The 25183-nt window shown below is 73.1% G+C and carries 26 protein-coding genes; 11 read left to right on the forward strand and 15 right to left on the reverse strand.

Annotation, left to right across the window (positions count from 1 at the left end):
• Window positions 1–2: 2 nt before the first annotated feature.
• The 5 genes from AB0K07_RS02365 to AB0K07_RS02385 form a co-directional block, all read right to left on the reverse strand.
• Window positions 3–1205 carry a hypothetical protein gene (locus tag AB0K07_RS02365; protein ID WP_363751393.1) on the reverse strand — a complete coding sequence of 401 codons (1203 nt, stop codon included), beginning with the start codon at window positions 1203–1205 and terminating at the stop codon, window positions 3–5.
• Window positions 1206–1291: 86 nt separating this feature from the next.
• Window positions 1292–2482 (reverse strand): GNAT family N-acetyltransferase, encoded by a 1191-nt coding sequence (locus tag AB0K07_RS02370; protein WP_363750348.1) that lies wholly within the window; start codon window positions 2480–2482, stop codon window positions 1292–1294.
• A 69-nt stretch (window positions 2483–2551) separates the two neighbouring features.
• Window positions 2552–2752, reverse strand: coding sequence for a hypothetical protein (locus AB0K07_RS02375; RefSeq protein ID WP_363750351.1), 201 nt, complete (start codon window positions 2750–2752; stop codon window positions 2552–2554).
• 38 nt (window positions 2753–2790) lie between these two features.
• On the reverse strand, window positions 2791–3510 hold the full coding sequence (locus AB0K07_RS02380) for a protein phosphatase 2C domain-containing protein (protein ID WP_363750353.1): 720 nt from the start codon (window positions 3508–3510) through the stop codon (window positions 2791–2793).
• Window positions 3511–3614: 104 nt separating this feature from the next.
• Complete coding sequence (locus tag AB0K07_RS02385; RefSeq protein ID WP_363750355.1) at window positions 3615–4175, reverse strand: XRE family transcriptional regulator; 561 nt, start codon at window positions 4173–4175, stop codon at window positions 3615–3617.
• Between the two features lie 55 nt (window positions 4176–4230).
• Between AB0K07_RS02385 and AB0K07_RS02390 the strand changes: the two genes are divergently transcribed.
• Entirely contained in the window at window positions 4231–5475 is a 1245-nt protein-coding gene (locus tag AB0K07_RS02390) for a benzoate/H(+) symporter BenE family transporter (protein WP_363750356.1), read from the forward strand.
• 170 nt (window positions 5476–5645) lie between these two features.
• Here AB0K07_RS02390 and AB0K07_RS02395 read toward each other — a convergent pair whose 3' ends face one another.
• From AB0K07_RS02395 to AB0K07_RS02410, 4 genes are all read right to left on the reverse strand, one after another.
• Entirely contained in the window at window positions 5646–6005 is a 360-nt protein-coding gene (locus AB0K07_RS02395; protein WP_363750358.1) for a hypothetical protein, read from the reverse strand.
• A 57-nt stretch (window positions 6006–6062) separates the two neighbouring features.
• Entirely contained in the window at window positions 6063–6314 is a 252-nt protein-coding gene (locus tag AB0K07_RS02400) for a hypothetical protein (protein WP_363750359.1), read from the reverse strand.
• A 79-nt stretch (window positions 6315–6393) separates the two neighbouring features.
• Window positions 6394–6855 carry a large conductance mechanosensitive channel protein MscL gene (gene mscL, locus AB0K07_RS02405; protein ID WP_363750361.1) on the reverse strand — a complete coding sequence of 154 codons (462 nt, stop codon included), beginning with the start codon at window positions 6853–6855 and terminating at the stop codon, window positions 6394–6396.
• Window positions 6856–6894: 39 nt separating this feature from the next.
• Complete coding sequence (locus AB0K07_RS02410) at window positions 6895–7587, reverse strand: FadR/GntR family transcriptional regulator (protein WP_363750363.1); 693 nt, start codon at window positions 7585–7587, stop codon at window positions 6895–6897.
• Window positions 7588–7766: 179 nt separating this feature from the next.
• On the opposite strand from AB0K07_RS02410, the gene AB0K07_RS02415 reads away from it, so the two are divergent.
• A complete protein-coding gene (locus tag AB0K07_RS02415) occupies window positions 7767–8918 on the forward strand; it encodes an MFS transporter (RefSeq protein WP_363751395.1) in 1152 nt (383 codons plus the stop codon).
• Between the two features lie 13 nt (window positions 8919–8931).
• Here the strand turns inward: AB0K07_RS02415 and AB0K07_RS02420 are convergent, their stop codons facing one another.
• Window positions 8932–9288, reverse strand: coding sequence for an STAS domain-containing protein (locus AB0K07_RS02420; protein ID WP_363750365.1), 357 nt, complete (start codon window positions 9286–9288; stop codon window positions 8932–8934).
• 164 nt (window positions 9289–9452) lie between these two features.
• Here AB0K07_RS02420 and AB0K07_RS02425 point away from each other — a divergent pair, with 164 nt between their 5' ends.
• Genes AB0K07_RS02425 through AB0K07_RS02450 form a run of 6 tightly spaced genes read left to right on the forward strand, consistent with a single transcriptional unit; the run spans window position 9453 to window position 15048 of the window.
• The gene (locus AB0K07_RS02425; RefSeq protein WP_363750366.1) at window positions 9453–10313 is read left to right on the forward strand and encodes an STAS domain-containing protein; all 861 of its coding nucleotides are present in this window, start codon (window positions 9453–9455) and stop codon (window positions 10311–10313) included.
• Window positions 10313–10723 carry an STAS domain-containing protein gene (locus tag AB0K07_RS02430; protein WP_234587807.1) on the forward strand — a complete coding sequence of 137 codons (411 nt, stop codon included), beginning with the start codon at window positions 10313–10315 and terminating at the stop codon, window positions 10721–10723. The genes AB0K07_RS02425 and AB0K07_RS02430 overlap by 1 nt, the downstream gene beginning before the upstream one ends.
• Window positions 10720–11139 (forward strand): ATP-binding protein, encoded by a 420-nt coding sequence (locus tag AB0K07_RS02435; RefSeq protein WP_363750368.1) that lies wholly within the window; start codon window positions 10720–10722, stop codon window positions 11137–11139. Before AB0K07_RS02430 ends, AB0K07_RS02435 begins: the two co-directional genes overlap by 4 nt.
• On the forward strand, window positions 11136–12149 hold the full coding sequence (locus AB0K07_RS02440) for a SpoIIE family protein phosphatase (protein WP_363750370.1): 1014 nt from the start codon (window positions 11136–11138) through the stop codon (window positions 12147–12149). The genes AB0K07_RS02435 and AB0K07_RS02440 overlap by 4 nt, the downstream gene beginning before the upstream one ends.
• Complete coding sequence (locus AB0K07_RS02445; protein WP_363750371.1) at window positions 12146–13507, forward strand: ATP-binding protein; 1362 nt, start codon at window positions 12146–12148, stop codon at window positions 13505–13507. The genes AB0K07_RS02440 and AB0K07_RS02445 overlap by 4 nt, the downstream gene beginning before the upstream one ends.
• Before the next feature lie 2 nt (window positions 13508–13509).
• Complete coding sequence (locus tag AB0K07_RS02450) at window positions 13510–15048, forward strand: SpoIIE family protein phosphatase (RefSeq protein ID WP_363750372.1); 1539 nt, start codon at window positions 13510–13512, stop codon at window positions 15046–15048.
• Between the two features lie 42 nt (window positions 15049–15090).
• On the opposite strand, the gene AB0K07_RS02455 is transcribed toward AB0K07_RS02450, so the two are convergent.
• A complete protein-coding gene (locus tag AB0K07_RS02455; protein WP_363750373.1) occupies window positions 15091–15888 on the reverse strand; it encodes an AraC family transcriptional regulator in 798 nt (265 codons plus the stop codon).
• 31 nt (window positions 15889–15919) lie between these two features.
• On the opposite strand from AB0K07_RS02455, the gene AB0K07_RS02460 reads away from it, so the two are divergent.
• Entirely contained in the window at window positions 15920–16489 is a 570-nt protein-coding gene (locus AB0K07_RS02460; RefSeq protein ID WP_363750374.1) for a TIGR03086 family metal-binding protein, read from the forward strand.
• Window positions 16490–16557: 68 nt separating this feature from the next.
• Here the strand turns inward: AB0K07_RS02460 and AB0K07_RS02465 are convergent, their stop codons facing one another.
• Both AB0K07_RS02465 and AB0K07_RS02470 read right to left on the reverse strand, forming a co-directional pair.
• Entirely contained in the window at window positions 16558–16740 is a 183-nt protein-coding gene (locus AB0K07_RS02465) for a hypothetical protein (protein WP_363750375.1), read from the reverse strand.
• A gap of 110 nt (window positions 16741–16850) precedes the next feature.
• Window positions 16851–18947, reverse strand: coding sequence for a S9 family peptidase (locus tag AB0K07_RS02470; protein ID WP_363750376.1), 2097 nt, complete (start codon window positions 18945–18947; stop codon window positions 16851–16853).
• A 96-nt stretch (window positions 18948–19043) separates the two neighbouring features.
• Here AB0K07_RS02470 and AB0K07_RS02475 point away from each other — a divergent pair, with 96 nt between their 5' ends.
• Window positions 19044–20402 (forward strand): FAD-binding oxidoreductase, encoded by a 1359-nt coding sequence (locus tag AB0K07_RS02475; protein WP_363750378.1) that lies wholly within the window; start codon window positions 19044–19046, stop codon window positions 20400–20402.
• Window positions 20403–20426: 24 nt separating this feature from the next.
• Here AB0K07_RS02475 and AB0K07_RS02480 read toward each other — a convergent pair whose 3' ends face one another.
• Together AB0K07_RS02480 and AB0K07_RS02485 are read right to left on the reverse strand one after the other, a co-directional pair.
• Window positions 20427–20858 carry a hypothetical protein gene (locus AB0K07_RS02480; protein ID WP_363750380.1) on the reverse strand — a complete coding sequence of 144 codons (432 nt, stop codon included), beginning with the start codon at window positions 20856–20858 and terminating at the stop codon, window positions 20427–20429.
• Window positions 20859–20908: 50 nt separating this feature from the next.
• Entirely contained in the window at window positions 20909–22984 is a 2076-nt protein-coding gene (locus AB0K07_RS02485) for a SpoIIE family protein phosphatase (protein WP_363750381.1), read from the reverse strand.
• A gap of 345 nt (window positions 22985–23329) precedes the next feature.
• Between AB0K07_RS02485 and AB0K07_RS02490 the strand changes: the two genes are divergently transcribed.
• Window positions 23330–25183 (forward strand): HAMP domain-containing protein (locus tag AB0K07_RS02490; RefSeq protein ID WP_363750382.1); only part of this gene is annotated, 1854 nt, incomplete at its 3' end.

Consider the following 25183-nt stretch of genomic DNA (forward strand, 5'->3'; position numbering starts at 1 on the left):
GGTCAGCTCAGTTTGGAGCCGCTGACGGTGGGGTTGCGGGCGCCGAGGAAGAAGATGCCGGGGAAGCCCCGGGTCTCGAACTTGGCACTCGGGTTGCGGCGCAGGGTGGACTTCTCGATCGTCATCGTGCCGGTGCGGTTGTTGCTGACGAAGAAGATCGCGCCGCCGCCCTCGTTGGCCTTGTTGTTCTCGATGATGGTGCCGGCGATCCGTACGGTGAACTCGTTGCCGTCGCAGTAGATGGCGCCGCCGCTGCCGCCGCCGGGCGTGCCGGACTTGGCCGGGTTGGCGCCGCTGCCGATCGCCTCGTTGTGGCTGAGCACGCTGTTCAGCACCACCCAGGAGACGCCGATGCTGCTCAGCGCGCCCCCGTTCGAGCAGGAGCCGCCCTGGCCGGCGGCGCCGCCGAAGGTGCTGCCCACCACGTACACCGGCTTGTTCTCGTACTGGCTGAGCACCCGGATGGCCGCGCCGCCCAGGTCGGGGCCGGTCCGGTCGCAGCGGTTGCGGACGAACCGCGAGTTGAACACCTTGAACCGGCCGCCGCGCACGAAGATCGCCCCACCGCCGCCGCCCTCGGCCTTGTCGCCGGTCGAGTTGCCGTCGGCGAAGGTCAGGTTCTGCACGGTGAGCTGCGGGTGGTCCTGGTTCTGGCAGTGCGAGGTGGTCCAGCCCTGGGCCTCGTCGCAGGTGTTCATGTAGAGGATGCGGCGCTGCCCCTGGCCGCTGAGCGTCACCTTGCCGCCGCCGTCCAGCACCACCTTCGGCCCGTTGGCGTTGCGGACCTTCGCCGTGGCGGTCATCTTGATCGTCACCGGAGCCGGCCCGCAGTTGAAGGTGATGACGCCCCCGGCGGCGACGGCCTTCACCACCGCCGCCGACGTGCAGCTCGCCGGGGTGCCGGTGCCGATGGTGCGGGTCGGCCTGGAGGTGTCCACCGCCCGCGCCTCGGCCGGCACGGTGGCGTTGCCGTTCGGGTTGCCGGCCGCGAGCGCCTTGCCGGCCGGCTTCGGGCTCGCGCTGGCCCCCGGGCCGCCGAGGCCGTCCCGGGCCGCCGGCGCCACGCCCTGGTCGCCGGTCGCCAGCGCCTCCGGCTCGGCCGGCGGGCCGGGCTGCGAGGCGGCCGGGGCCGGGTCGTCGGGCGCGCAGGCGGGCAGGGTCGCGGTGGCGACACCGAGGACGAGCAGGGCGACAAGCGACGTCATGCGCACCCCGTGATGCTAGGAGCCGCGTAGGCGCCGGAGCGAATCTGCCATGCCGGTTTAACCCGCGCCTAAGGCTGGGTCGGCGGTCAGAAGTCGGCGAGGAGGTACGGCACCTGCCGCGGGAAGATCCCGCGCAGCTCGGCGGCGGCGTCCGCCGGCACCTCGCCCAGCCCGCGCAACGGCAGCTCGGCCGGATCCAGCACCCCGTACGCCAGGGCGGAGAGACCGGCGGCGGTGAGCGTGGCGGTCGGGGCCCGGCCGCTCGCGCCGGCGGACAGCTCCAGCGACCCGCTCGTGCCGTCCAGCAGGTGGCTGCCGGCCAGCCACCGGTCACCGGTCAGCTCGATCCGGACCCGGCCCGGCCCCGCGGGCAGCCCGTTCAGCGCGTCCAGCGACAGCAGCCGGGCCATCGGGGCGGAGGAGCCAGGCCGGGCGATCCGCGCCTCGACGTGGACGTCCAGATCGGTCAGCCACAGCTCCGGCAACTCGTCCGGGGTGACCTGGAGGGTGACCCGCTCGACCTGGTCGACGTGCCGGGCGAAGAACTGCAACAGCAGCGCTCGGGTGAGCGGATCCGCGTACAACAGCTCGTTGCCGGCCAGCGTGCCGCCGTGGTCGTCGATCCGGTACGTCACCATCCCGGTGACCTCGCCGGCCACCCGGGCGGTGAGCAGCCAGTACTCGTCCCGGTCGCGCACCCCGACCGCCCGGTAGTCCGGGAAGACCGCGAAGCCGTGCCGGTCCTGGAGGCAACGCTCGATGAAGGCGAGCCAGGTGGGGTAGCCGTCGCCGATCCGCTCCCAGCGCACCTCGCCCGGCAGGTCGGCGCGGAGCAGCGAGCCCAGGTCGGCCGGCGTGAAGGTGACCGTGCGCGGCTTGGGCAGCCCGATGTAGCCGAACCGGGCGTAGAAGCTGGGCCGGAACGGATAGAGCGCGCTGAGCGGGTGCCCCTCGTCGCGCATCTCGTCCAGGAGTTGGTGCAGCAACGTCCGGACGTGCCCCTGCCGGCGGGCCAGCGGATGGGTGGCCACCCCGGCGACGCCGGCCATCGGCAGCACCGCCCCCCGCAGGTTCTGCCGCATCGGGATCGCCGAGCAGGCGGCCAGCGTGCTGCCGTCCTCCTCGACGATCAGCGTCCGGTTGCCCTCCTGATAGGGCAGGTAGTCGCGGAACTCCTCGGTCCGGGCGGCGCTGCGCGGCGACGACTCGAAGGCGTACGCGGCCAGCGGAAAGCTGGTGGTGAGACGTTCCTCGGCGGTCACCCGGCGGATGGTCATCCGCCCATTTGAGCCTGCCGTGTTGGTTCAGAGCAACCGGATTGGCCGGATCCACGGCGGCAACACCGGTCAGCCGACGGGCAGCGCGTCGCGCAGCACCGTCCGGCGGCCGTACCGCTTGGTGATGCCCCTGGCGTGCAGCCGGACCGGCCCGGGGCGGGGCCCGGGCGCGGTGCCGATGCTCTCCACGATCGCGCCCGCGTACTGCTGGGGCGGCCCGAAGACGACCCACGGGATGGCACAACTACCTAGTGGGTCGCCGAAGCTCACGCGGCCGGTCACCCGGACCGCTGGCCAGGTCGGGCGGGTCAGCGGGTGACGACGTCGGAGACGACGACGGTGACGTTGTCCGGCGCTCCGGCGTGGTGGGCGAGCTTCACCAGTTGCTCGCCGCACTGCTGGCGGTCGGTGTACATGCCCAGCGCCGCGCCGATGGCCTCGTCCTCGACGTAGTCGGAGAGCCCGTCGCTGCACAGCAGCAGCCGGTCGCCGGGGACCACGGTGAGCACACCGATCGCCGGTGGGGTGTCGGCGCCCTGCACGGCCCGGGTCACCAGGGACCGCTGCGGGTGGTGCCGGGCCTGCTCGGGGGAGAGCGTGCCCTGGTCGACCAGCGACTGGACGAAGGTGTCGTCCCGGGTGAGCTGCGTCAACTCCCCGTCGCGCAGCAGGTAGCAACGGGAGTCGCCGACCTGGGCCAGCACCAGCGTCTCGCCGGCCAGCAGTGCCGCGGTGAGCGTGGTGCCCATCCCCTCGCGGCTCGGGTCGACGGTGATGGCGGCGTGGATGCGCTGGTTGGCGGTGCTGACCACGGCGCGCAGGGCGTCGGCGGCCCCGTCCGGGTCGGTGGGCGGCGCCAGCTCGTCCAGGATCCGGATCACGATCTCGCTCGCCACCTCACCCGCGGGCAGCCCGCCCATGCCGTCGGCGACTGCGATCAGGCGGTCACCAGCGAGGGCGGAGTCCTCGTTGTTGGTCCGGATCAGGCCGATGTCGTTGAGGATGACCGAGCGGAGGATCAGCGTCATGGGGACAAGCTTGCCAAGAACACCCCGCCTTCGTCTCTACGCACTACTGCGAAGGGCCGAGAAATGATGCCGATGTCCCCGCTCGGGCCCGCCCGGAGCGTGGCTCAGAGCCGTGGATAGCGCAGCAACAGGCTGGCCGCGACCTCCTCGTCCCCCACCGCCGTGTAGATGTGCGGCACGTCGGAGACCCAGCGGAGGTGACCACCGGCCGAGGCGGTCAGCGGTGCGTCGGCCGGGCCGGCGCGCAGCACCCCGGCGAAGACGGTGACGTGCTCGGTGACCCCCGGCTGGTGGGCGGGGGAGAGCTGCCCCGGCCCGGGCGCGACCCGCATCCGGTACAGCTCGTAGGTCGCGTCGGCGTCGGTGAACACCTCCAGCAGGGTGGCGCTGACCGCGGTGCCGTGCACAGTGGGCGCGGCGGCCGGCTCGGCCAGTACGGCGGTCAGCGGCACACCGAGCTGCGCGGTTACCGCCCAGAGCGTCTCCAGGGTGGGGTTGCGGGTGCCGTGCTCCAGGCCGGAGAGGGTGGCCTTTCCGACGCCGGCGAGGCGGGCCAGGGTGGACAGCGAGATTCCCCGCTCCTCGCGCAGGGCGCGGACCCGGCGGCCGACGACGGCGGGATCCACGTCGAGGCCCGGACGGCGGACTGGTGGTCGGTGCGGCACCCGGCTATCGTGCTACACGCTGTCGTTCCGTAAACGGAACAGTCGGGAGGGTGGGATGGTCGGACGGGCGCAACCGGTGCTGGCCGGGGTGGTGACCGCTCTGGTCGGCTTCGCCAGTTCGTTCACCGTCGTGCTGGCCGGGCTCCGCGCGGCCGGCGCGTCGGACGCGCAGGCGGCCTCCGGCCTGCTCGCCCTCTGCGTTGTGGCCGGGCTGGCCGCCGCCTGGCTCGGGTGGCGGCACCGGATGCCGATGAGCGTGGCCTGGTCGACGCCGGGAGCGGCACTGCTGGTGGCGACCGGGCCGCCGCCGGGCGGGTGGCCGGTCGCGGTTGGCGCCTTCCTCGTCTCCGGGCTGCTGATCGTGGCGGCCGGGCTGTTCCCGCCGCTCGGTCGAGCGGTGGCCGCCATCCCCAAGCCGGTGGCCGGCGCGATGCTCGCCGGGGTGCTGCTGCCGCTCTGCACCGCGCCGGTCCGCGCACTGGTCGAGCTGCCCACGGTGGCCGGCCCGGTGGTGGCCGGCTGGCTGCTGCTGCACCGGTACGCCCGCCGCTGGGCGGTGCCCGGCGCGCTGCTGGTGGCGGTGGCCGCGATCGCGCTGACCGCGCCGCCGGCCGGCCTGACCGGCGCCGCGCTGATCCCGTCGGTCGCGCTGACCACGCCGGCCTGGAACGCGTCCGCGCTGGTCGGGCTCGCCCTCCCGCTGTTCCTGGTCACCATGGCCGCGCAGAACGTGCCCGGCATGGCGGTGCTGGTCGGCTACGGCTACCGCCCGCCGTTCGGCGCCGCGCTGCGGGCCACCGGTCTGGCCAGCCTGCTGGCCGCCCCGGCCGGTGGGCACGCCGTGAACCTCGCGGCGATCACCGCCGCGCTGGCCGCCGGCCCCGACGCGCACCCGGACCCGGAACGCCGGTGGGTCGCCTCGGTCACCGCCGGCGTCGGCCTGGCCCTGCTCGGGCTGGGCGCCGGCGTCGCCACCGCGCTGGTCGCGGTCGCCCCACCGATCCTCATCGAGGCGGTCGCCGGACTGGCGCTGCTGGGCGCGCTGGCCACCGCGCTCGCCTCGGCGGTGACCGACCCGGCGACCCGGGAGGCGGCCGTGGTCACCTTCGTGGTCACCGCCTCCGGGGTGACGCTGATCGGGGTGGGCGGCGCGTTCTGGGGCCTGGTCGCCGGCTGCCTGATGCTGCTGCTCTTCCACCGCCGCCCACCCGCCGCATCCGATCAGCCCGCTCCGGCGGCGCCCGCTCCGGCGGCGCTGACCGACCCGCTGCCGGCGACGGGCGGCGCCCGGTCGTCCTAGGGGCTCCATCCGGCGGGCGACCGTCATCCGCCCCTGGCCCCTGCGCGATCACACCCGGTGTGGCGGTGGTTGTTGTCGTTGGCGATATACCTGTGAGTCATAAACATGCCTGTGAGGTATGGCGCTCACCATCAACCTCGCCCCAGCCGGTGTGGATCTCCGTGCGTGCGTCACTCCTCGGCGGGCAGGTCGGCCACGCCGACCGTGAGGCGTACCCGGCCGTCCGCGACGGCGGCGATCCGGTCGGCCGGGACGTACACCGCGCCGGCGTCGATCAGCTCGGTGGAGACCTTCAGGTAGCCGCCGTGCAACAGTCGGGCGGCCAGGTCGGCCGGCACCTCGGGCTCCTCGACGGCCGTGGCCTCGATCAACTCGTCCAGGCTGCTGCCCGGATCGGCGGTCGGCGCCTGGACGGTCACCGCGTTCGGGTCACCCCGCTGAACGAGATCCACGGTGCCGACCTCGGCGCCGGCGGGGTCGATCACCGGCATCCCCGTGGTGATCCGCGAGATGGTCTGCTGCTGGTCCATCCCACCGCGGTTCCCGGGGCGGTACGCCGCTAAACGCCGCCGTCGACCGTCCGCCGCTCAGGCGTTGGGCGAGGTCCAGCCGCCCGGTGGACGCGGGGACAGCTCGCGCCAGGTGTCCGGGCCGTCGAGCAGCGCCCGGACCGTCTCCTCGGCCTCGTCCGCACTGCCGTACTCGTAGAACCGGGAGATGCCCTCCGCGCCGCCGGCGCGCTGCTCGACGTGCCACCGGTCGGCGTCCACCCGGAGGAAGACGTCCCGCCGGGCCAGCCGCCCCCATTTCCCGTTCCACCAGTGCTTCCGCTGCTCCATGGGCGGACTCTATCGAACACACGTACGAGAAGGTGCGGCCCCTGCGGGAATCCCACAGGGGCCGATGTGCATCCGTCGGTCAGCGCGGCGCCGGCGGCTCCGTGCGGCGGCCCAGCACGTCGTCCAGCGCACCGCGCTGCTGGCCAGGGGTGGCGTGGCCGGCGGAGACCAGCGCGTCGCGGATCTCGGTGAGCAGCTTGACCTCCTCGCTCGGCGCCGAGGGCGGCGGCTCCTCGCCCCGCTGGCGCCGCTCGGCCAGCTTGTTCATCGGGAACACCACGAAGAAGTAGAGCACCGCCGCGGTGAGCACGAATGTGATCAGGGCGTTGAGGAACCCCGCCCAGTCCATGAAGTTGCCCTTGCTGATCTCCCACTGGCCCGCGAACTGGTCCTCCCCGCCGCCGACCAGCTTGATGATCGGCTTGAGGAACGAGTTCGTGAGAGCGGTGACCACGCCCGTGAACGCGGCGCCGATGACGACACCGACCGCCAGGTCGACGACGTTGCCGCGCATGATGAAGTCTTTGAAGCCCTTGAGCATTCGTACTCCCGAGGTGTCCGGTTTTCCGTCCGGCACAACCTATGCCCCTCCGGCGGGCTCCAGAAAAGCGCCGGCTTCGATCGCCGCGCGGCCCGGATCGCCGGCCCGGATCGCCTCGACCAGCCGGGTGTGGTCGACGTAGCGCTCGGGTGTGAGGGCGTCCCCCATGGCCTGGGCCACCGTGCTGCGCAGGGCGGCGCCGACCGAGGCGTACAGCTCGGCGAGCATGGCGTTGTGCGCGGCGGCGACCACCGCGGTGTGCAGTGCCGCGTCCGCCTCGACGAACGCGTCCACCCGGCCGCCGTGCCAGGCCGCCTCGCGCTCGGCGAGCGCGCCGTCGAGCGCCGCCATGTCCTCCGGGGTACGCCGCAGCGCGGCGAGCCGGGCGGCCTCCACCTCGAAGGCGCGCCGCACCTCGATCACCTCGGTCATCCGGTCGTCGCCGAGTCGGCGGGCCACGACCGGCGCCAGCTCGTCGGTGGACACCACGTACGTGCCGGAGCCCTGCCGGCACTCCAGCACCCCGGCGTGTACCAGGGCGCGCACCGCCTCGCGGACCGTGTTGCGCCCCACGCCCAGCGCGGCGACCAGCTGCGGCTCGGTGGGAATGCGAGCGCCGACCGGCCACTCGCCACCCAGGATCCGCGCCCGGAGCTGCTCGATGGTCTGCCGGACCCGGTGGCCGCGGGGCGGCACCGGCGGCGCGGAGAAGGAATCGACCGACGGTGGCACTGGTTACATCACCGGTCCCAAATTCATCCCATGATTGTAGGTTAGAGGCCATGACCCCGCCACCGACCGCCGCTCCGGCACCTCCCGCCCCCGTCGTCGTCGACCCCGGCCCGGCGCGCGACCCCGGTGCGGGCCGTCGGACCCACCCGGCGACCGGCGGCGCACTCGTGCTGGTCGGGATGCTGCTGGTCGCGCTCAACCTGCGCGCCGCGGTGACCAGCCTCGGCGCCCTGCTCGACGAGGTCCGCGACGGGCTGGGGCTCTCCGGGACCACCGCCGGCCTGGTCACCACCCTGCCGACCATCGCGTTCGCCGGCCTCGGCGCGCTCACCCCGTGGCTGGTCCGCCGGGTGGCGCCGGCCCGGGTCCTGGTGGTCGCCATGCTCGCCCTGGCCGCCGGTCAGGTGCTCCGGGTCGCCACCGACTCGACCTGGGTCTTCCTGCTCACCAGCGCGCTGGCGCTGGCCGGCATCGCGGTCGCGAACATCCTGCTGCCGATGCTGGTCAAGCAGCACTTCCCGCACCGCACCGGCCTGGTCACCGGGGCGTACACGATGACCCTGACCGTGGGCACGACGGTGGCCGCCGCCTCCGCGGTGCCGATCGCGCACGCCTTCGGGTCCTGGCGGGCCGGGCTCGGCATCTGGGCCGCGATGGCAGCGGTGGCCGTACTCCCGTGGGTGCCGCTGGCGCTGCGGGCCCGGGCGGCCGCGCGGCGGACGACCCCGACGGCGGCTGTCGCCCCACCGGCGCGGGTCCGGCCGGCGCGGACGCGCCTGGGCTGGGCGATGGCCGTCTACTTCGGCGCCCAGTCGCTGAGCGGGTACGCGATCATGGGTTGGCTGGCCCAGCTGTTCCGGGACGCCGGCTACCAGCCCCAGTCGGCGGGGCTGTTGCTCGCCGGGGTGACCGCGCTCGGCGTGCCGATCGCGCTGCTGATGCCCACCCTGGCCGGCCGCCTGAAGACGTTGCGCCCGCTGGTGCTCGGGCTGACCACCGCGTCGGCGCTGGCCTACCTCGGGCTGGCGTTGGCACCACACGGCGCCGCGCTGCTCTGGGTGATCCTGCTGGCGATCGGCCAGGGCGCGTTCCCGATGATCCTGACCACCATCGGCCTGCGCGCGCGGACCGCCGAGGGGACCGTCGCGCTCTCCGCGTTCGCGCAGAGCACCGGGTACGTGATCGCCGCGCTCGGCCCGCTGCTGGTCGGCATCCTCTACGAGGTCACCGGCGGCTGGACCGCGCCGGTCGGGTTCCTGCTCGTCGCGCTCGCCGTGCAGACGGCGGCGGGCATGGCGATCGCCCGTCCCCGCTACGTCGAGGACGAGTGACGAGCGGCAGCGGTCAGGAGGAGGCCGGCGTCGGGTCGCCGGCGACGGCCTGATCCACCGTCGGGTAGGTGTGCAGCACCTCGACCAGGCCGCTCACCTCGAGGATGCGCAGCACGCCCCGCTGCGGGGCGGCCAGCCGCACCACGCCGCCGGCCTCGTCGCAGCTGTTCTTGGCGCGGACGAAGACCGACAGACCGGTCGAGTCGCAGAACGAGACGTCCGCCAGGTCGAAGACCAACCGGTTGCGACCCTTGTCGAGCAGGTCCGTAATCTGGTCCTGCAACTGGGGTGCGGTTGCCATGTCCAGCTCGCCCGCGACCGACACGACTACCACGTCGCCGCGCTGTTCCGTGTGCACCGTCAAGGACATTCGCCAGACCTCCTGTTATCGGAGGAACGGTATCCCACGACGGGGGTCACACGCAGATCGGGAGCCCGCATCTGGTGGGCTTCATCATTCCGTTGCTACGGGACAAGTAGTTGACCAGGCCCCGGTGATAGAGTCCGCCCGGTCCAGGTCGAGGGGGGTTTGTAATGGCGTTGAGCGCCGAGGAAAGTGGTCGGCTCGCCGCGCTGCTCGGCGGGCACGCCGAACAGGTCACGCTGCGGTGGACCGAGATCATCACTGGTTCGTTGCGCGGCCGGCTGAGCCAGGCCGAGCTGCGCCGGCAGGTCCAGGACCTGCACCGCGCCATCATGGCCGCCAGCGAGCAGGGGGTCATCGACCTGTCCGCCGAGAGCGCGGCGGAACTGCGCGCCACGCTCTCCGAGCTGTCCCGCGGCCGGGCCCGGCAGGGCTTCTCCGCCACCGAGACGGCGATCAGCGTCTTCGCTCTCAAGGAGGTGCTGGCGGGGCTCGTGGAGGAGGCCGGCGGCACCAACCCGCTGCGCGACTACATCGCCTTCTCCGGTCTGGTCGACGAGATGGGCCTGTTCACGTTCGAGAGCTTCGTCCGCACCCGGGAGAGCCTGATCGCCGACCAGGCCGAGCAGCTGCTCGAGCTCTCCACGCCGGTGGTCAAGCTCTGGGAGGGCGTGGTCGCCGTCCCGCTGGTCGGCACCCTGGACTCGGCCCGTGCCCAGGTGGTCATGGAGCGGCTGCTGCAGACCCTGGTCGACACCGGCTCGCCGTACGCGATCATCGACATCACCGGCGTCCCGGCCGTCGACACCCAGGTCGCCCAGCACATCCTCAAGACCGTGGTGGCCGCCCGCCTGATGGGCGCCGACTGCATCATCTCCGGCATCCGCCCGCAGATCGCGCAGACCATCGTCGCGCTGGGCATCGAGTTCGGTGACATCGCCACCAAGGCGAGCCTCGCCGACGCGCTGCGCCACGTCCTGCGGCTCACCGGGGTGGAGACCGCCCGCCGACAGCCACGCCGGGAAGCCTGATGGAGCGGGTGCCGATCCTCAAGATCGGCGACATCCTGCTGGTCTCCATCCAGCTCGACATGTCCGACCAGACCGCGGTCCAGCTCCAGGAGGACCTCGCGGAACGGATCGTCGCCACCGGCTGCCACGGCGTCATCATCGACATCACCGCGCTGGACATCGTCGACTCCTTCGTCGGGCGGATGCTCTCCACCATCGCGTCGATCTCCAAGGTGCTCGACGCGGAGACCGTGGTGGTCGGGATGCGCCCCGCCGTCGCCATCACCCTGGTCGAACTCGGGCTGTCGCTGAACGGCATCCGTACCGCGCTGAACGTCGAGCGCGGCATGGAGCTGATCGCGGCGGCCCGCGCCGACGAGCTCGACCACCAGCTCGACGACGATCCGGACGCCGAGACGGCCACGCCGTGACCGCCGGCCTCGACCTGGGTCACCCGCAGGCGCAGGCGATCCGGAGCGACGAGGACGTGGTGCGCGTCCGGCAGCTGGTCCGCGCCGTGGCGGTGGCCGTCAAGCTCTCCCTGGTCGACCAGACCAAGGTGGTCACCGCGGCGAGCGAGCTGGCCCGCAACACCCTGGTGTACGGCGGCGGCGGCACCGTGGAGGTGACAACCGTGGACAACGGACGGCGCCGGGGGATCCAGATCGTCTTCGTCGACTCCGGGCCCGGCATCCCCGACCTCGACCTGGCCTTCACCGACGGTTACACCACCGGCGGCGGTCTCGGTCTCGGTCTCAGCGGTGCCCGGCGACTGGTCGACGAGTTCCAGATCGAGACCTCGGCGGAGACCGGCACCCGCATCGCGGTCACCAAGTGGTCCCGGTGAACGGGGACGCTGTCACCGACAGCGGCATCTGGTTCCGGGTGGAGGCCAGCAGCGCGGCCAGCGCCGTCCGGCGTGCCGCCGAGCGCCTCGGCGAGCAGGTGGAGCTGGGCGAGCCGCGCATCGCCGACCTGGCCATCGTCGCCGCGGAGCTGACCAGCAACCTGGTCAAGCACGCCGACGAAGGTGTCCTGCTGCTCCGGCCGGTACGCCGCGCCGGGGAGGCCGGCGTGGAGCTGGTGGCCATGGACTCCGGGCCCGGCATGGCCGACCTGACCGTCTCGTCCCAGGACGGGCACTCCACCACCGGCACGCTCGGCATCGGTCTGGGCGCCATCGTCCGGCAGGCCAGCTGGTTCGACGGATACTCGCTGCCCGGCCGGGGCACGGTCCTCGCCGTGCAGATCTGGCCGGCCGAGCCGGCCCAACCATCCTGGGCGGGTGCTCTCACCCGGCCTCTGAGCGGCGAGACGGTCAGCGGCGACGGGTACGCCGTCCGGGTCGCCGACGGCCGGCACCAGGTGCTGGTCAGCGACGGCCTGGGACACGGCCCGTTGGCCGCCGCCGCCACCGAGGCGGCGGTGACCGCGTTCCGCGACGCGCCGGCCGGCCCGCCGGCAGCGGTCGTCAGCCATCTGCACCGGGCCATGTCGTACACCCGCGGGGCGGCGCTGGCGGTCGCCGAGCTGGTGCCGGAGGCCGGGGTTCTGCACTACGCCGGGCTGGGCAACATCGCCGGCGTGGTGATCGAGGGCGACGGCCAGCGCCGGGGGCTGGTGTCGCTGCCCGGCATCGCCGGGCACCAGCGACCGACGGTCCGGGGGTACGACTACCCGTTCGGCCCGGGTTCCCGGCTGGTGATGCACAGCGACGGCGTGGTCGACCGCTGGCGGTTGAACGACTACCCCGGGCTGGCCGAGCGGTCGCCGCTGGTGATGGCGGCGACCCTGCTGCGCGACGCCGGCGTGCGGCGCGACGACGCCTGCGTGCTGGTCGCGAGGTCCTGGGCATGACCGGGGAGCCCAGCGCCCTGCCGCTGCTCCAGATGGCGCTGCGGGTCGAGCAGGACATCTTCGTGATCCGTCAGCGGGGCCGTGAGGTGGCCGCGGTGGTCGGTCTGGAACACCAGGACCAGATCAGGATCGCCACCGCGCTCAGCGAGGTGGCCCGGGACCTGCTCCGTATGGTCGGGGGAGCGGACGTCTCCTTCCACGTCGACGCGGCCGCCGACGGCCGGTTCCACCTCCGTGCCGACCTGGCTCCATTGACCCCGCTCCCGGACGGCCGGTACGAGCCGCAGTCCGGCGCGGTGTCCCGACTGGTCCACACGCTGAGCGTGTCGACCGTCCAGGGGGTTACGGTCGTGAGGATGTCCCGACGAGTCCCGGCCAACGCGCCGACACCAACCCCGGAGCGGCTCGCCGAGTTCCGCGCTGAACTCGGCCGTACCGCGCCGAGCAGCGCCCTGGACGAGCTGACCACACAGAACGGGCAGCTCATCGCGGCGCTCGACGAGGTGCGCAGCCAACGCGACGAGCTGGCCGTGCTGAACGAGGAGCTGGCTGAGACCAACCGGGGCGTGCTGGCGCTCTACAACCAGCTGACCGAGGAGCTGGAGGAGACCAACCGGGGCGTGGTCGCCCTCTACGCCGAGCTGGACGAGAAGTCGGCCCAGCTGCGCGCGGCGAGCGAGTCCAAGAGCCGGTTCCTGGCCAACGTGAGCCACGAGCTGCGCGCTCCGGTCACCGCGATCATCGGGTTGGGGCGGCTGCTCTCCGACTCGTCCTCCGACCCGCTCACCGCCGAGCAGGCTCGCCAGGTCGGCCTGATCCGCTCCTCGGCGTCGGACCTGCTCGGGCTGGTCAACGAGCTGCTGGACCTGGCCAAGGCGGAGTCCGGCCGGATCGAGCCGGACTGGGCGGAGGTGGACCTGCGCCCGGTCTTCGGTCAGCTGCGCGGCACGCTGCGCGCCCTGGCCACCCGACCGGGGGTGGAGTTGGTGGTCGAGGAGCCGTCCGCACCTGCCGTGCTGCGTACCGACGAGGTGCTGCTCGGCCAGGTGCTGCGCAACCTGCTGCACAACGGCCTGAAGTTCACCGAGCGGGGCGAGGTGCGGCTGGGGGCCCGGCAGCTCGACGACCGGTGGAACTTCACCGTCAGCGACACCGGCCCGGGTATCGCCCCCGAGCTGCACGAACGGATCTTCGAGGAGTTCTACCAGGTGCCCGGAGCGACCCGGGTGGGCGGCACCGGCCTCGGCCTGCCGTACGCCCGGCGCCTGGTGACGCTGCTCGGCGGGACGCTGGAGCTGACCAGCGAGCCGGGCCGGGGCAGCACCTTCACAGTTTCCCTGCCCGTGGGCGGAGCGTGACGGTGGGCGGCGGGCCGGCGACCGTCCTGGTGGTCGATGACAGTCGTACCAAGCGCTACCTGCTGGTCAGTTGGCTGACCCGGGCCGGGTTCACCGTGCTGGAGGCTGAGAACGGCGCCGAGGCGCTGGCGCGGGTCGAGGTAGACAAGATCGACCTCGTGGTGCTCGACGTCCGGCTGCCCGACATGAGCGGCTACGAGGTCTGCGAACGGGTCAAGGCGGCACACCCGGCGATGCCGGTGATCCACGTGTCGGCGCACGCCGTGGACGTCGCCGACCGCGCGCAGGGGCTGACCCGGGGTGCGGACGCCTACCTGACCGAGCCGATCGAGCCGGAGGAGTTGATCGCCACCAGCCGGGCGGTGCTGCGCTACTACCAGGCCCGGCAGCGCGCCGAACTGCTCGCCGAGCGGCTGCTCGGGCTGGCCGACACGACGGTGACGGTGCACGCCGCGCCGACCTTCACGCGACTGCTGGAGGCCGCCGCGGCGGGTGCCGCGCAGATCTTCAAGAGTCCGGCGGCGGTGATCGCCGAGACGTTCGACGGCGACTGCCTCGCGGGGATCTGCACCGGGCCCGGCGCCGAGGCCACCGTGGTGCCGTGGGTCGTCGACGACACCGGGGTGCCGACCGGCTCCACCGTCCGGGTGGAGGCCCCGGCGGGTTGGGGGCTGCTCGACTGGCCGGCGGACGACTCGGTGACCGTGGCCGCCGCCCGGTTGCGGGAGGACCGCGCCCCGCTGTACGTGGTGGTCCCGACCGCCACCCAGACCGCCCGGACCCCGGTGCTCGTGCAGCTCTCCCAGGCCGTGGCGGCCGCGGTGGAGGCGCAGCGCTCGTTCGACGAGGAGCACCGGATCGCGGTGACCCTGCAGCGCAGCCTGCTGCCGCGTCGGTTGCCCGACGTGGTCGGCCTGGATTTCGCGGTGCGCTACGAGCCGGCCAGCGCCCAGACCGAGGTGGGCGGTGACTTCTACGAGCTGGTGATGCTCGACGGGCACCTGCTGCTGGCGATCGGCGACGTGGCCGGCCACTCGCTGCACGCGGCGACGGTCATGGCCGAGCTGCGGCACGCGGTGCGGGCGTACGCCGTCGAGGGGCACCAGCCCGGTGAGATCCTGCACCGGGTCAACGAGCTGATGCGGACCCTGTTGCCGAACGAGCTGGCCACGCTCTGCGTGCTGCTGCTGCACCCGCCGACCGGGCGGGTCCGGCTGGCCAGCGCCGGTCACCTGCCGCCGGTGCTCAGCCTGGACGGAAAAGTGGAGTTCGTGCAGCACTCGGCGCCGGTGCTCGGCGTCCGCGCGCCGCGTCCGGCCGACCTGGAGTTCGTGCTGCCGGCCGGGGCCACGCTGGTGTTCTACACCGACGGGTTGATCGAGCGTCGGGACGCCACCATCGACGAGGGGCTGGCCGCGCTCGCCGCGCTGTCCAGGACGGTGGACGACGACCTGGAGCGGTTCTGCGCCCGGCTGCTGGTGGAACTGGCGCCACCCGAGGTCCAGGACGACGTGGCCGTGGTCGTGCTGCGCCGCCGCTGAACCGGCACCAGAGCTGCCACCGGCAGGTCCGCCCGCCGGGCCTCAGTGGACCGACCGGGCGTACGCGGCGGGTGACACGCCGGCCACGGCGGTGAAGTCCCGGACCAGGTGGGCCTGGTCGCTGTAGCCGAGGTCGGCGGCGAGGCTCGCCCAGTTCAGCGGGCCGCCGGCGGCCTGCTCGACGGCCTCCTGGAGCCGGTAACGGCGGATCACCCACTTCGGGCCGACGCCCACGTACTCGGTGAACAGCCGTTGCAGCCGGCGGACCGGGAGGTCGTGGCGCGCGGCGAAATCGTCGACCCGCAGCACCGTCCGGTCCGTCCGGATCGCCTCGGCCAGCCGGACGGCCTCCTCGGCCGCCGGGTCCGGCTCGGCCGCCCAGGCGACGAGCAGGGCGTCCAGCGCGCGGCGCCGCTGGTCGTCGGTGCCCGCGCACACCGGACCGTCGGGCCCGGTCAGCCGGCCGGCGGGCAGCGGCAGCCGGCGGCCGGTCAGCTCGGCGACCGGCCGATGCCAGAACGGGTGGAAGCCACCGGGGCGGAACTGGATGCCGCAGACCCGGCCGGTGCCGGTCAGCGTGATCCGGAACAGGTCGCGGCCGACGCCGGCCACCTCGCCGGCCTCCGGCCCGTCGCCGTCACGCCGGAACACCACGTTTACCGCCGGGTGCGGCACGACCCGCTGCTCGAACGGGGCGCTCAACGCCCAGTCGATCAGCCAGTAGTGCTCGATCCACGGGCGTAGCGACTCCGCCGGCAGGTGCCGGCGGAAGTGCACCTCGCGCAGCAACCGCCCCGGGTCGAGGATGCCCCGGCTGTCGCCACGCGGTCGCTGTCGCATTTCTTCAAGACCACCCTCATACGCTGGTCCTATGGCCACTCAGACTAGCGATCTGCTGGCGGCTGCCGCGCCGCGAACCGTCGATGTGGTGCGCGGTATCGCCGACGACCAGCTCGACCTGCCCACGCCGTGCCGCGACTACGTGGTCCGCGACCTGCTCAACCATCTGTTCGAGGTGGTGGTGAACTTCCAGGAGCTGGCCGTGAAGCGGCCGGTGGAGTGGTCCGCGAAGCCGGACCACCTGGCCGACGGCTGGCGGGACCGGTTCGCCGTGGAGACCGACCGGTTGGTCGCCGCCTGGTCGGATCCGTCCACCCTGGAGGGGGTGTCGCCCGGCATGGGCATGCCGCAGGAGGTCATCGGCGGCATGGCGCTGCTGGACCTGACCGTGCACGGCTGGGACCTCGCCGTGGCCACCGACCAGGCGTACCAGCCGGCCCCGGAGGTCGTGGCCGACCTGCACGGGCTGGTCGAGCGATTGGCCCCGACCGCCCGCAAGATGGGCGTCTTCGCCGACCCGGTACCCAGCCCCGACACGCCCGACCTGCCCAACCTGGACCACCTCCTGGCCCAGACCGGCCGCACCCCCACCTGGCCCTGACCAGCCGCCGCGAGGTGCTGCTACGGGTGGGTGGGGTGCCCGCGGACACGCTGGGTGCGTACCGTCGGTCAGGTCGGGGTGTGGAAGAGGCCCGCCGACCAGGAGATCAGCAGCCCGACGGCGGCGGAGCAGCAGCAGACGAGCAGTGCGGCGCTGACCACGCCGAGGATCATCCACGCGGACGCGCGCCGGGCGGCACCGGGCGGCGCGTCGGTCCCCGAACCGTCCCGGTCCCCGGCCTCGTCGCTCACCCCGGAAGTCTAGGCGGGCCGATCGTGCAGGTCCCCGGAAGTGGTGGCCTCGACGGACGGCCGAGGCCGCCACCTCCGGGTCGTGGCGCGATCACGCCCATCCCCGCCGGTCAGGCGCGGCCGAGGCGGTCCAGGATCCAGGCGTTGATGAACGCCTCCTCGCGCCAGGCGTCGTAGCGGCCGCTCGGGCCACCGTGCCCAGCGCCCATCTCGGTCTTGAGCAGGTAGTCGCCGCCCGGGGCGACCGCCCGCAACCGGGCGATCCACTTCGCCGGCTCGGAGTAGAGCACCCGCGTGTCGTTGAGGCTGGTCACCGCGAGGATCGCCGGGTAGTCCATCGGCGCCACGTTCTCGTACGGCGTGTAGGACTTCATGTACGCGTACACCTCCGGGTCCTCCAGCGGGTTGCCCCACTCCTCCCACTCGGTGACGGTCAGCGGCAGCGACGGGTCGAGGATCGAGGTGAGCGCGTCCACGAACGGCACCTGCGCGACGATCCCGGCGAATGCGTCCGGGGCGAGGTTGGCCACCGCGCCCATGAGCAGGCCGCCGGCCGAGGCGCCCCGGGCGACCAGCCGGTCGCTGGCCGTCCAGCCGGCCTTGACCAGGTGGCGGGCACAGGCGACGAAGTCGGTGAAGGTGTTCTTCTTGGCCAGCAGCTTGCCCTGGTCGTACCAGCGCCGGCCCAGCTCACCGCCACCCCGGGTGTGCGCCACCGCGAAGACCACACCCCGGTCCAGCAGGGACAGCCGGGCCACCGAGAACCACGGATCCATGCTGGCCTCGTACGAGCCGTAGCCGTACAGCTCGCAGGGGGCCGAGCCGTCCCGGGGCGTGCCGACCCGGCAGACCAGCGAGATCGGCACCCGGGTGCCGTCGTCGGCCAGCGCCCAGTCGCGGTGCTGCTCGTATTCGGCCGGGTCGTACGGCCGCCCGTCCGGCCCCGGCAGCACCGGCTTCTGCTTGCGCAGCACCATCTGCCGGGTGACCAGGTCGTAGTCGTACACGGAGTCGGGGGTGACCAGCGAGGAGTAGCGCAGCCGCACCTGCCCGGTGCGGTACTCCGGATTGGCGTCCAGCCCGACGCTGTACAGCGGCTCGGGGAAGTCGATGTCGTACTCGTCGCCGCCGCCGACCGGCAGCACCCGCAGCCCGGTGAGCCCGTCGGTACGCAGCGACACCACCAGGTGGTTCGCGAAGGCGTCCACCGCCTCCAGCCGGGTGCCGGGGCGGTGCTCGATCAGCGGCACCCAGTCACCGGGCGAGTCGGCCGAGGTGAACGCCAGCGCGAAGTCCTCCGCGCCGTCGTTGTGCAGGATCAGGAAGCGGTGGCCGTGGTGCTCCACCGTGTACTCGATGCCCTGCCGCCGGGCCGCGATGACGGCCGGCGCGCCGGTCGGGTTGGCGGCCGGGACCACCAGCACCTCGCTGGTGACCTTGCTGTGGATGTCGATCAGGATGAACTTCTCCGACCGGGTCAGCTCCACGCCCACCCAGAACCGTTCGTCGTCCTCCTGGTGGACCACCACGTCGTCGCCGGCGGCCGAGCCGACGGTGTGCCGCCAGACCCGGTTCGGCCGCCAGGCGTCGTCCACCGTCACGTAGAACAGCACCGAGGCGTCTGCCGACCAGGCCGTGCCGTAGAAGGTGTCCGGGATCTCGTCCGGGAGCAACTCGCCCGTGGTCAGGTCCTTCACCCGCAGGGTGAACCGCTCGTCGCCGGAGAAGTCGGTGGAGTAGGCCAGCCAGCGCCCGTCCGGGCTGACGTCGAAGGCGCCCAGCGAGAAGAAGTGGTGCCCCTCGGCGAGCAGGTTGCCGTCGAGCAGCACCTCCTCGCCGTCCAGCGGGGCGCCGTCGGCGCTGACCGGTGGCTCGGTCTCGGAGTCGCGGACCGCGCGTCGGCAGTGCACCCCGTACTGCTGCCCCTCCACCGTGCGGGTGTAGTACCAGTGCCCGCCCTTGCGGGTCGGCACGGACAGGTCGGTCTCCCGGGTGCGCTGCCGGATCTCCTCGTACAGGTCCGCGCGCAGCCCGGCCAGGTGCGCCGTGCGCTCCTCGGTGTACGTGTTCTCGGCGGTCAGGTACGCGATCGTCTCCGGGTCGTCCTTGGCGGCGAGCCAGGAGTACTCGTCGACGACGGTGTCGCCGTGGTGGGTGCGCTCGGCGGGCACCCGCTTCGCCGCGGGCGGGGCAGTCTCGGTGGTCACGGCGGCCACGTTACCGGCCGGCACGCTCCGGGTGCCGGACCAGCGGCATCCCGATAGTCGCCACCACCGCATTCGAACACATGTACGATAGCCGGCATGGCTGCAGCAGCGAGTTCCCTCGGCCGGTCCGGAGCCCTCGAGATCACCCGACGGTTGACGGCGATCTGCGGTCCGCCGTTCGCCCGGCTCGCCGGCCCGGCCGACGAGGTGGCCGGGCGGCCGGCGCGCTGGGTGGCGGTGCCCGGCGGCCCGCACGCCGCGGCCGAGGTGCTGCGGCTGGCCGCCTCGCACGACCTGTCGGTGGTGCCACGGGGCGCCGGCACGAAGATCGACTGGGGCGCGACGCCGGAGCAGGTCGACATCATGCTCGACACCGGCCGGCTGGCCGGCATCGGTCACGAGCCGGTCGGCGCGCCGGTCGCCGAGGTCGGCGCCGGCACCCCGCTGCGGGCGGTGCAGGCCACTCTGGAGCGCACCGGGCAGCGGTTGGCGATGGACGCCCCGTCGCCCGGGGCGACGCTCGGCGGGGTGCTCGCCGCCGGTGAGGCCGGCCCGCTGCGGCACCGTCACGGCAGCCCCTGCGACCAGCTGCTCGGCGTCCGCTACCTGGGTGCCGACGGCGAGTTGGTCAGCGCCGGCGGCGGTGCGCCCGGGCTCGACCTGGCCCGGCTGCTCTGCGGCTCGCAGGGCGCGCTCGGTGTGCTGGTCTCGGCGAGTCTGCGGGTGCAGCCGGTGCCGGCCAGCCGACTCTGGGTGTCCCGGCCCGTGTGGACGCCGCTGGAGGTGCACGACCTGGTCCGGACGATCCTCGCCGCCCGACTGGAGCCGGCGGCCATCGAGCTGGACCTGCCGGCCGGGGCGCCCCGGCCGCGCACGCCCTACCCGCCCGGCCACCCGGCCGCCACCGCCCGGGAGCGCCACCCGTCGATGTCCGGTCGGTCGGGTGCCCCGTCCCGGGCGGGCAGCCTGGTGGTGCTGCTCGAGGGCGGCCGGGCCGATGTCACGGAGCGCGCCGAGCGTCTGGTCGGCCTGCTGCACGGGGAGGCGACGGTCGCGCACTCCGCGCCGCCCTGGTGGCGCCGTTACCCGTTCGCACCCGGTGACACCGCGCTGCGCCTGGAGGTGCCGATCAGCGACCTACACGCCGCCGTCTACGCGCTGCGCGACGCGGCCGGCGCCCCGGTGCCGGTGCGCGGCTCCGCCGGTCTGGGCGTGGTGCACGCGGCGCTGCCCGGTGCGCTGGCCCCTGATCGGGTGGCGTCCATCCTGGCCGCGGTCCGGGGGGTGCTGCTGGCCCGGCAGGGTCGCTGCGTGGTGGTGTCCGCCCCCGCGCCGGTGCGGCAGGCCGTCGACCTCTGGGGCGAGCTGGCCGGCCTGGCCCGGCTGCGGGCCGCCAAGGAACATCTCGACCCGCAGCACCGGCTCGCCCCCGGCCGCCTCCCCGGCGGCCTGTGACGCGGGTGCGACGCCGTTGGTCGGTCAGTCCAACCACCACCGGTGCATGTCCAGCAGCGGCGGGGTGAACCGGGCCACCAGTACCAGCACCGTGCTGGCCGCACCGGCCAGCAGCAGCGTGCGCGACGTCCGGGGCACGGTGCCGTGCTCGCGGGCCGCCAGTGCCAGCGCGACGAGCGCCAGCGGCGGCCCGAGCACCGCGCCCACCAGATACAGCACCGACACCAGTGCGTAGAGCCAGAAGAGCGGGTTCGCCCCGTGCGTCCCGAACGGGATCAGCTCCTTGGGGTCGTACGCGCCGGTCAGCATCTCGGCCGGGCCGACGCCGGCGACGGCCATCCGGCCCAGGTAGAGCAGCAGCACCGTGAGGAACGCCCCGACGGTCGCGAACTGCGCGGCGATCAGCACCCGGACCAACGGCCGGGAGTACGGCGCGTCGTGCGCGACACTCGACATGGCGGTCAATCTATCGGGCGCACCGCCGCCGGGCGGGCCGGTGGCGGGTGTCAGACCGCGTCGTTGCGGAGCACCAGGATGGCGATGTCGTCACGGGGCGGCTCGACGGAGAAGTTGATCGCCGCGGCGCGCAGCCGGGCGGCCACCACGTCGGCCGAGTACCCGGCCAGCGGCGCCGCCGCGTCGCGCAGCCGGTCGGTGCCGAACAGCTCCCGGCCGCGCCGCCGCTCGGTGACCCCGTCGGTGTAGAAGATCAGGGCGTCCCCCGGGGCGAGCGTGATCTCCGCCGTCGGCGAGGTGATCGTGTCGAGCAGGCCCAGCGCGGTGCCCCCGGTGCCGACGAACCGGGCACCGCCACCACCGGCCAGCAGCACCGGCCGGTCGTGCCCGGCCAGGTGCAACGAGACCTCCAGCTGATCGCCGTCGCCCGGGCCGACCGCCGCCAGGGCCAACGTGCAGTACCGGCCGCCGCCCCGCTCGACCAGCGTCTCGTTGAGTCGGGCCAGCGCCTCCGGCAACGGTTTGCCGTCGCCGACCAGCACCCGGATCACGTCGCGGACCAGCCCGGTGACCGCCGCCGCCTGGACGCCCTTGCCCGAGACGTCCCCGATCACCACCAGCCAGCGGCCGTCGAGCAGCGGCACCACGTCGTAGAAGTCGCCGCCCACCTCCGCGTCGTAGCCGGTCGGGACGTACTCGGCGGCGAAGCCGATCCCGTCCACCACGGGCAGCACCGGCGGCAGCAGGGACTGCTGGAGCGTCTGTGCCACCCGGCGGCGCTCGGCGTGGATGCGCGCGTTCTCGATGGCCAGAGCGGAGCGCCGCGCCACGTCCTCCAGCACCGACACCTCGTCCGGGTCGTGCCGGTGCCGCTGGTGCCGCCCCACCGCCAGGGTGCCGAGCCGCTGCCCGCGAGCGATCAACGGGACCGCGAAACCCTCCATCGGCCCGCCGAGCGGGATCTGCCCTGCGCTGCGGGACGCTTCGCGCAGCCGGGCCTGGATCGAGTCCGTACCCGTCTCCGCCAGCACCTTGTGCAGCTGCGGCAGCATCGACTCGTCCGCGTGGCTGGCCGCCGCCAGCCGCAGCCGGCCCCACTCGTCGGTGGTGTGCACGGCACACCACTGGCCGAGCCGCGGCACCACCAGCTGCGGAATCAGCGCCATGGTCAGCTCGACGTCCAGCGACTGGGCCAGCAACTCGCTCGCCTCGGCCAGGAACGTCAACCACCCCTGCCGGCGGACATCGGCCCGGCGCAGCCGGTCGTTCTCCAGGTGCAGCGACAGCCGCTCGGCGGTGAGCACGGCCAGTGGCTGGGCGTACGCCGACGGTGCCGCGTCCAGCTCCAGCTCGCCCGCGTACGGGCGGTGCACCGACAGCGGCACCCGCAGCAGCTCGGTGCCGGGGCGGGGCTGCCGGCCGAAGCGGGCCAGCACCTGGCGGCCCTGTCCGTCGCCCCGGTCCAGGCGGATCGTGCCGCCGGCCGCTCCCACCATCTCGGCCACCCGGCTGAGCAGGTTGGCGGCGAAGTCGGGCAGCGGATCGTCCGCGTACACGTCGGGGGCCGTCTGCATGAGTTCGCTCATCGCGCTGGCGCTCGGCGCGGAGCTGTCGGCGGCGGAGCCCGGGCCGGCGCTGGTCGGCATCGACTCGCCACCGGTGGCGGCCCCCTCGGGCGGGTCGGCGCCGGGGCGATCCAGTCGGAACCAGACACCCTTCCCGGTGGGCAGGTACGTGGTGCCCCAGCGGCTGGCGAAGTGGTCGACCAGCAGCAGCCCCCGACCCCGCTCGGAGACGTCATTGATCTCGGTGGCGTCGTTGCGGGTGCCCACGGTCAGCTCGTCACCCGACCCGGGCGCGAAGTCGGAGACGGTCACGGACAGCCCGACCTCGTCCGCGACGACCTCGATGTCCAGTTCGGTGCGGGCGTGCTCGACAGCGTTGGTGGTCAACTCCGTGGTGAGCAGCAGCGCCTCGTTGGCCAGCTCGTCCAGGTGCGCCTCGGCCAGCACCGAGCGGACCACCGCGCGGGCGGCGGCCGGCGTACGCCGGTCAGCGGGCAGGCGGACACGCCGGACCGCTCCGTTCGGGGAACCGGCCGTCGCGGGCCCCGCCTCGGCTGACACCCCCGTATCCTCCACCGTCCCCCCACCGGCTGCCAACCCGATCGGCCATCGCGTGCGCGGGGTGTCGCCGGCCCCGTGGCGGTCAACGCCTGCGGTGAAGCAGGGGCTCCTTCTCGACGGGACGCTTCCCGGCCCGGTTCGGGTCGATCAGGTCGGTTCGGGAGGTTCACCACGCGGGGCGAGGTCTGCGCCCGACCATGCCGGATCGGCCTCCATCGAGGAGATCGAGGTGCCCGCCGGGGCCGATCGGCGGGTCGTGAACCCTGGCACTGCGCCGGGCACGGGCACAATATGGGGTGCCGGTGTGTCCGCACGGACCGGCGCCCCCGAGTTGAGCGAGGAATGATGACCACGGCGAAGCAGTCGGTGGCGGATCCGTCCGCATCCGACCACGAGGCGCTCCTCGGTGAGTTGACCGAGGCGCTGCGGCGGGTCCGTCGCGGCGACCTGAAGGTCCGGCTACCCCGCCGCGCCGGTAAGGGCGGCGAGGTGGCGGACGCCTTCAACGAGGTGGTCTCGCTCCAGGAGCGGCAGTACCTGGACCTGCGGCGGATCAGCCGGATCGTCGGTCGGGACGGCCGGCTCACCGAACGGCTCGACGACGAGGGGCTGGACGGCTCCTGGGCGGAGGGCCAGCGGGCGATAAATTCGCTGATCGACGATCTGGGTCGACCGACCACCGAGATCGCCCGGGTCATCGTGGCGGTCGCGGACGGCGACCTGTCCCAGCAGATGGCGTTGGAGATCGACGGCCGGCCGCTGCGTGGTGAGTACCTGCGCATCGGGCGCACCGTGAACACCATGGTCGACCAGCTGTCGTCGTTCTCGAACGAGGTGACCCGGGTGGCCCGCGAGGTGGGCACCGAGGGCAAGCTGGGCGGCCAGGCCGACGTTCGCGGTGTCGCCGGCACGTGGAAGGACCTCACCGACTCGGTCAACACCATGGCGTCGAACCTCACCTACCAGGTGCGGTCGATCTCCCAGGTGTCGACGGCGGTGGCCAAGGGCGACCTGTCCCAGAAGATCACCGTGTCGGCCAAGGGCGAGGTCGCCGAGCTGGCGCACACCATCAACTACCTCACCGACACGCTGCGGCTCTTCGCCGAGCAGGTGACCCGGGTGGCCCGCGAGGTGGGCACCGAGGGCAAGCTGGGCGGCCAGGCCGAGGTGCCGAACGTGGCCGGCACCTGGAAAGACCTCACCGACAGCGTCAACTCGATGGCGTCGAACCTGACCGCCCAGGTCCGCAACATCGCCCAGGTCTCCACGGCGGTGGCGCGGGGCGACCTGTCGCAGAAGATCACGGTGGCGGCGCAGGGCGAGATCCTGGAGCTGAAGGACACCGTCAACACGATGGTGGACCAGTTGTCGTCGTTCGCCGACGAGGTGACGCGGGTGGCCCGCGAGGTGGGCATCGAGGGCAAGCTGGGCGGCCAGGCCCAGGTACGCGGCGTCTCCGGCACCTGGCGCGACCTCACCGAGAACGTCAACCAGCTGGCGGGCAACCTGACCAGCCAGGTCCGCAACATCTCACAGGTCTCCACGGCGGTCGCCAAGGGTGACCTGTCGCAGAAGATCACGGTCGATGCCCAGGGCGAGATCCTGGAACTCAAGAACACCGTCAACACGATGGTGGACCAGTTGTCGTCGTTCGCCGACGAGGTGACGCGGGTGGCCCGCGAGGTGGGCACCGAGGGCAACCTGGGTGGTCAGGCCCAGGTGAAGGGCGTCTCCGGCACCTGGCGGGACCTGACCGACAACGTGAACTCGATGGCGTCGAACCTGACCAGCCAGGTCCGCAACATCGCCTCGGTGACCACGGCGGTGGCGAAGGGTGACCTGTCGCAGAAGATCACGGTGGATGCCCGGGGTGAGATCCTGGAGCTGAAGTCCACGGTGAACACGATGGTGGACCAGTTGTCGTCGTTCGCCGACGAGGTGACGCGGGTGGCCCGCGAGGTGGGCACCGAGGGCAAGCTCGGTGGCCAGGCGCAGGTACGCGGGGTCGCCGGCACCTGGCGGGACCTGACCGACAACGTGAACTCGATGGCGTCGAACCTGACGGCCCAGGTGCGCAACATCGCCCAGGTCTCCACGGCGGTCGCGAAGGGTGACCTGTCGCAGAAGATCACGGTGGATGCCCGGGGTGAGATCCTGGAGCTGAAGTCCACGGTGAACACGATGGTGGACCAGTTGTCG

The sequence above is a fragment of the Micromonospora sp. NPDC049301 genome, from assembly GCF_040678715.1.
Taxonomy (GTDB): domain Bacteria; phylum Actinomycetota; class Actinomycetes; order Mycobacteriales; family Micromonosporaceae; genus Micromonospora.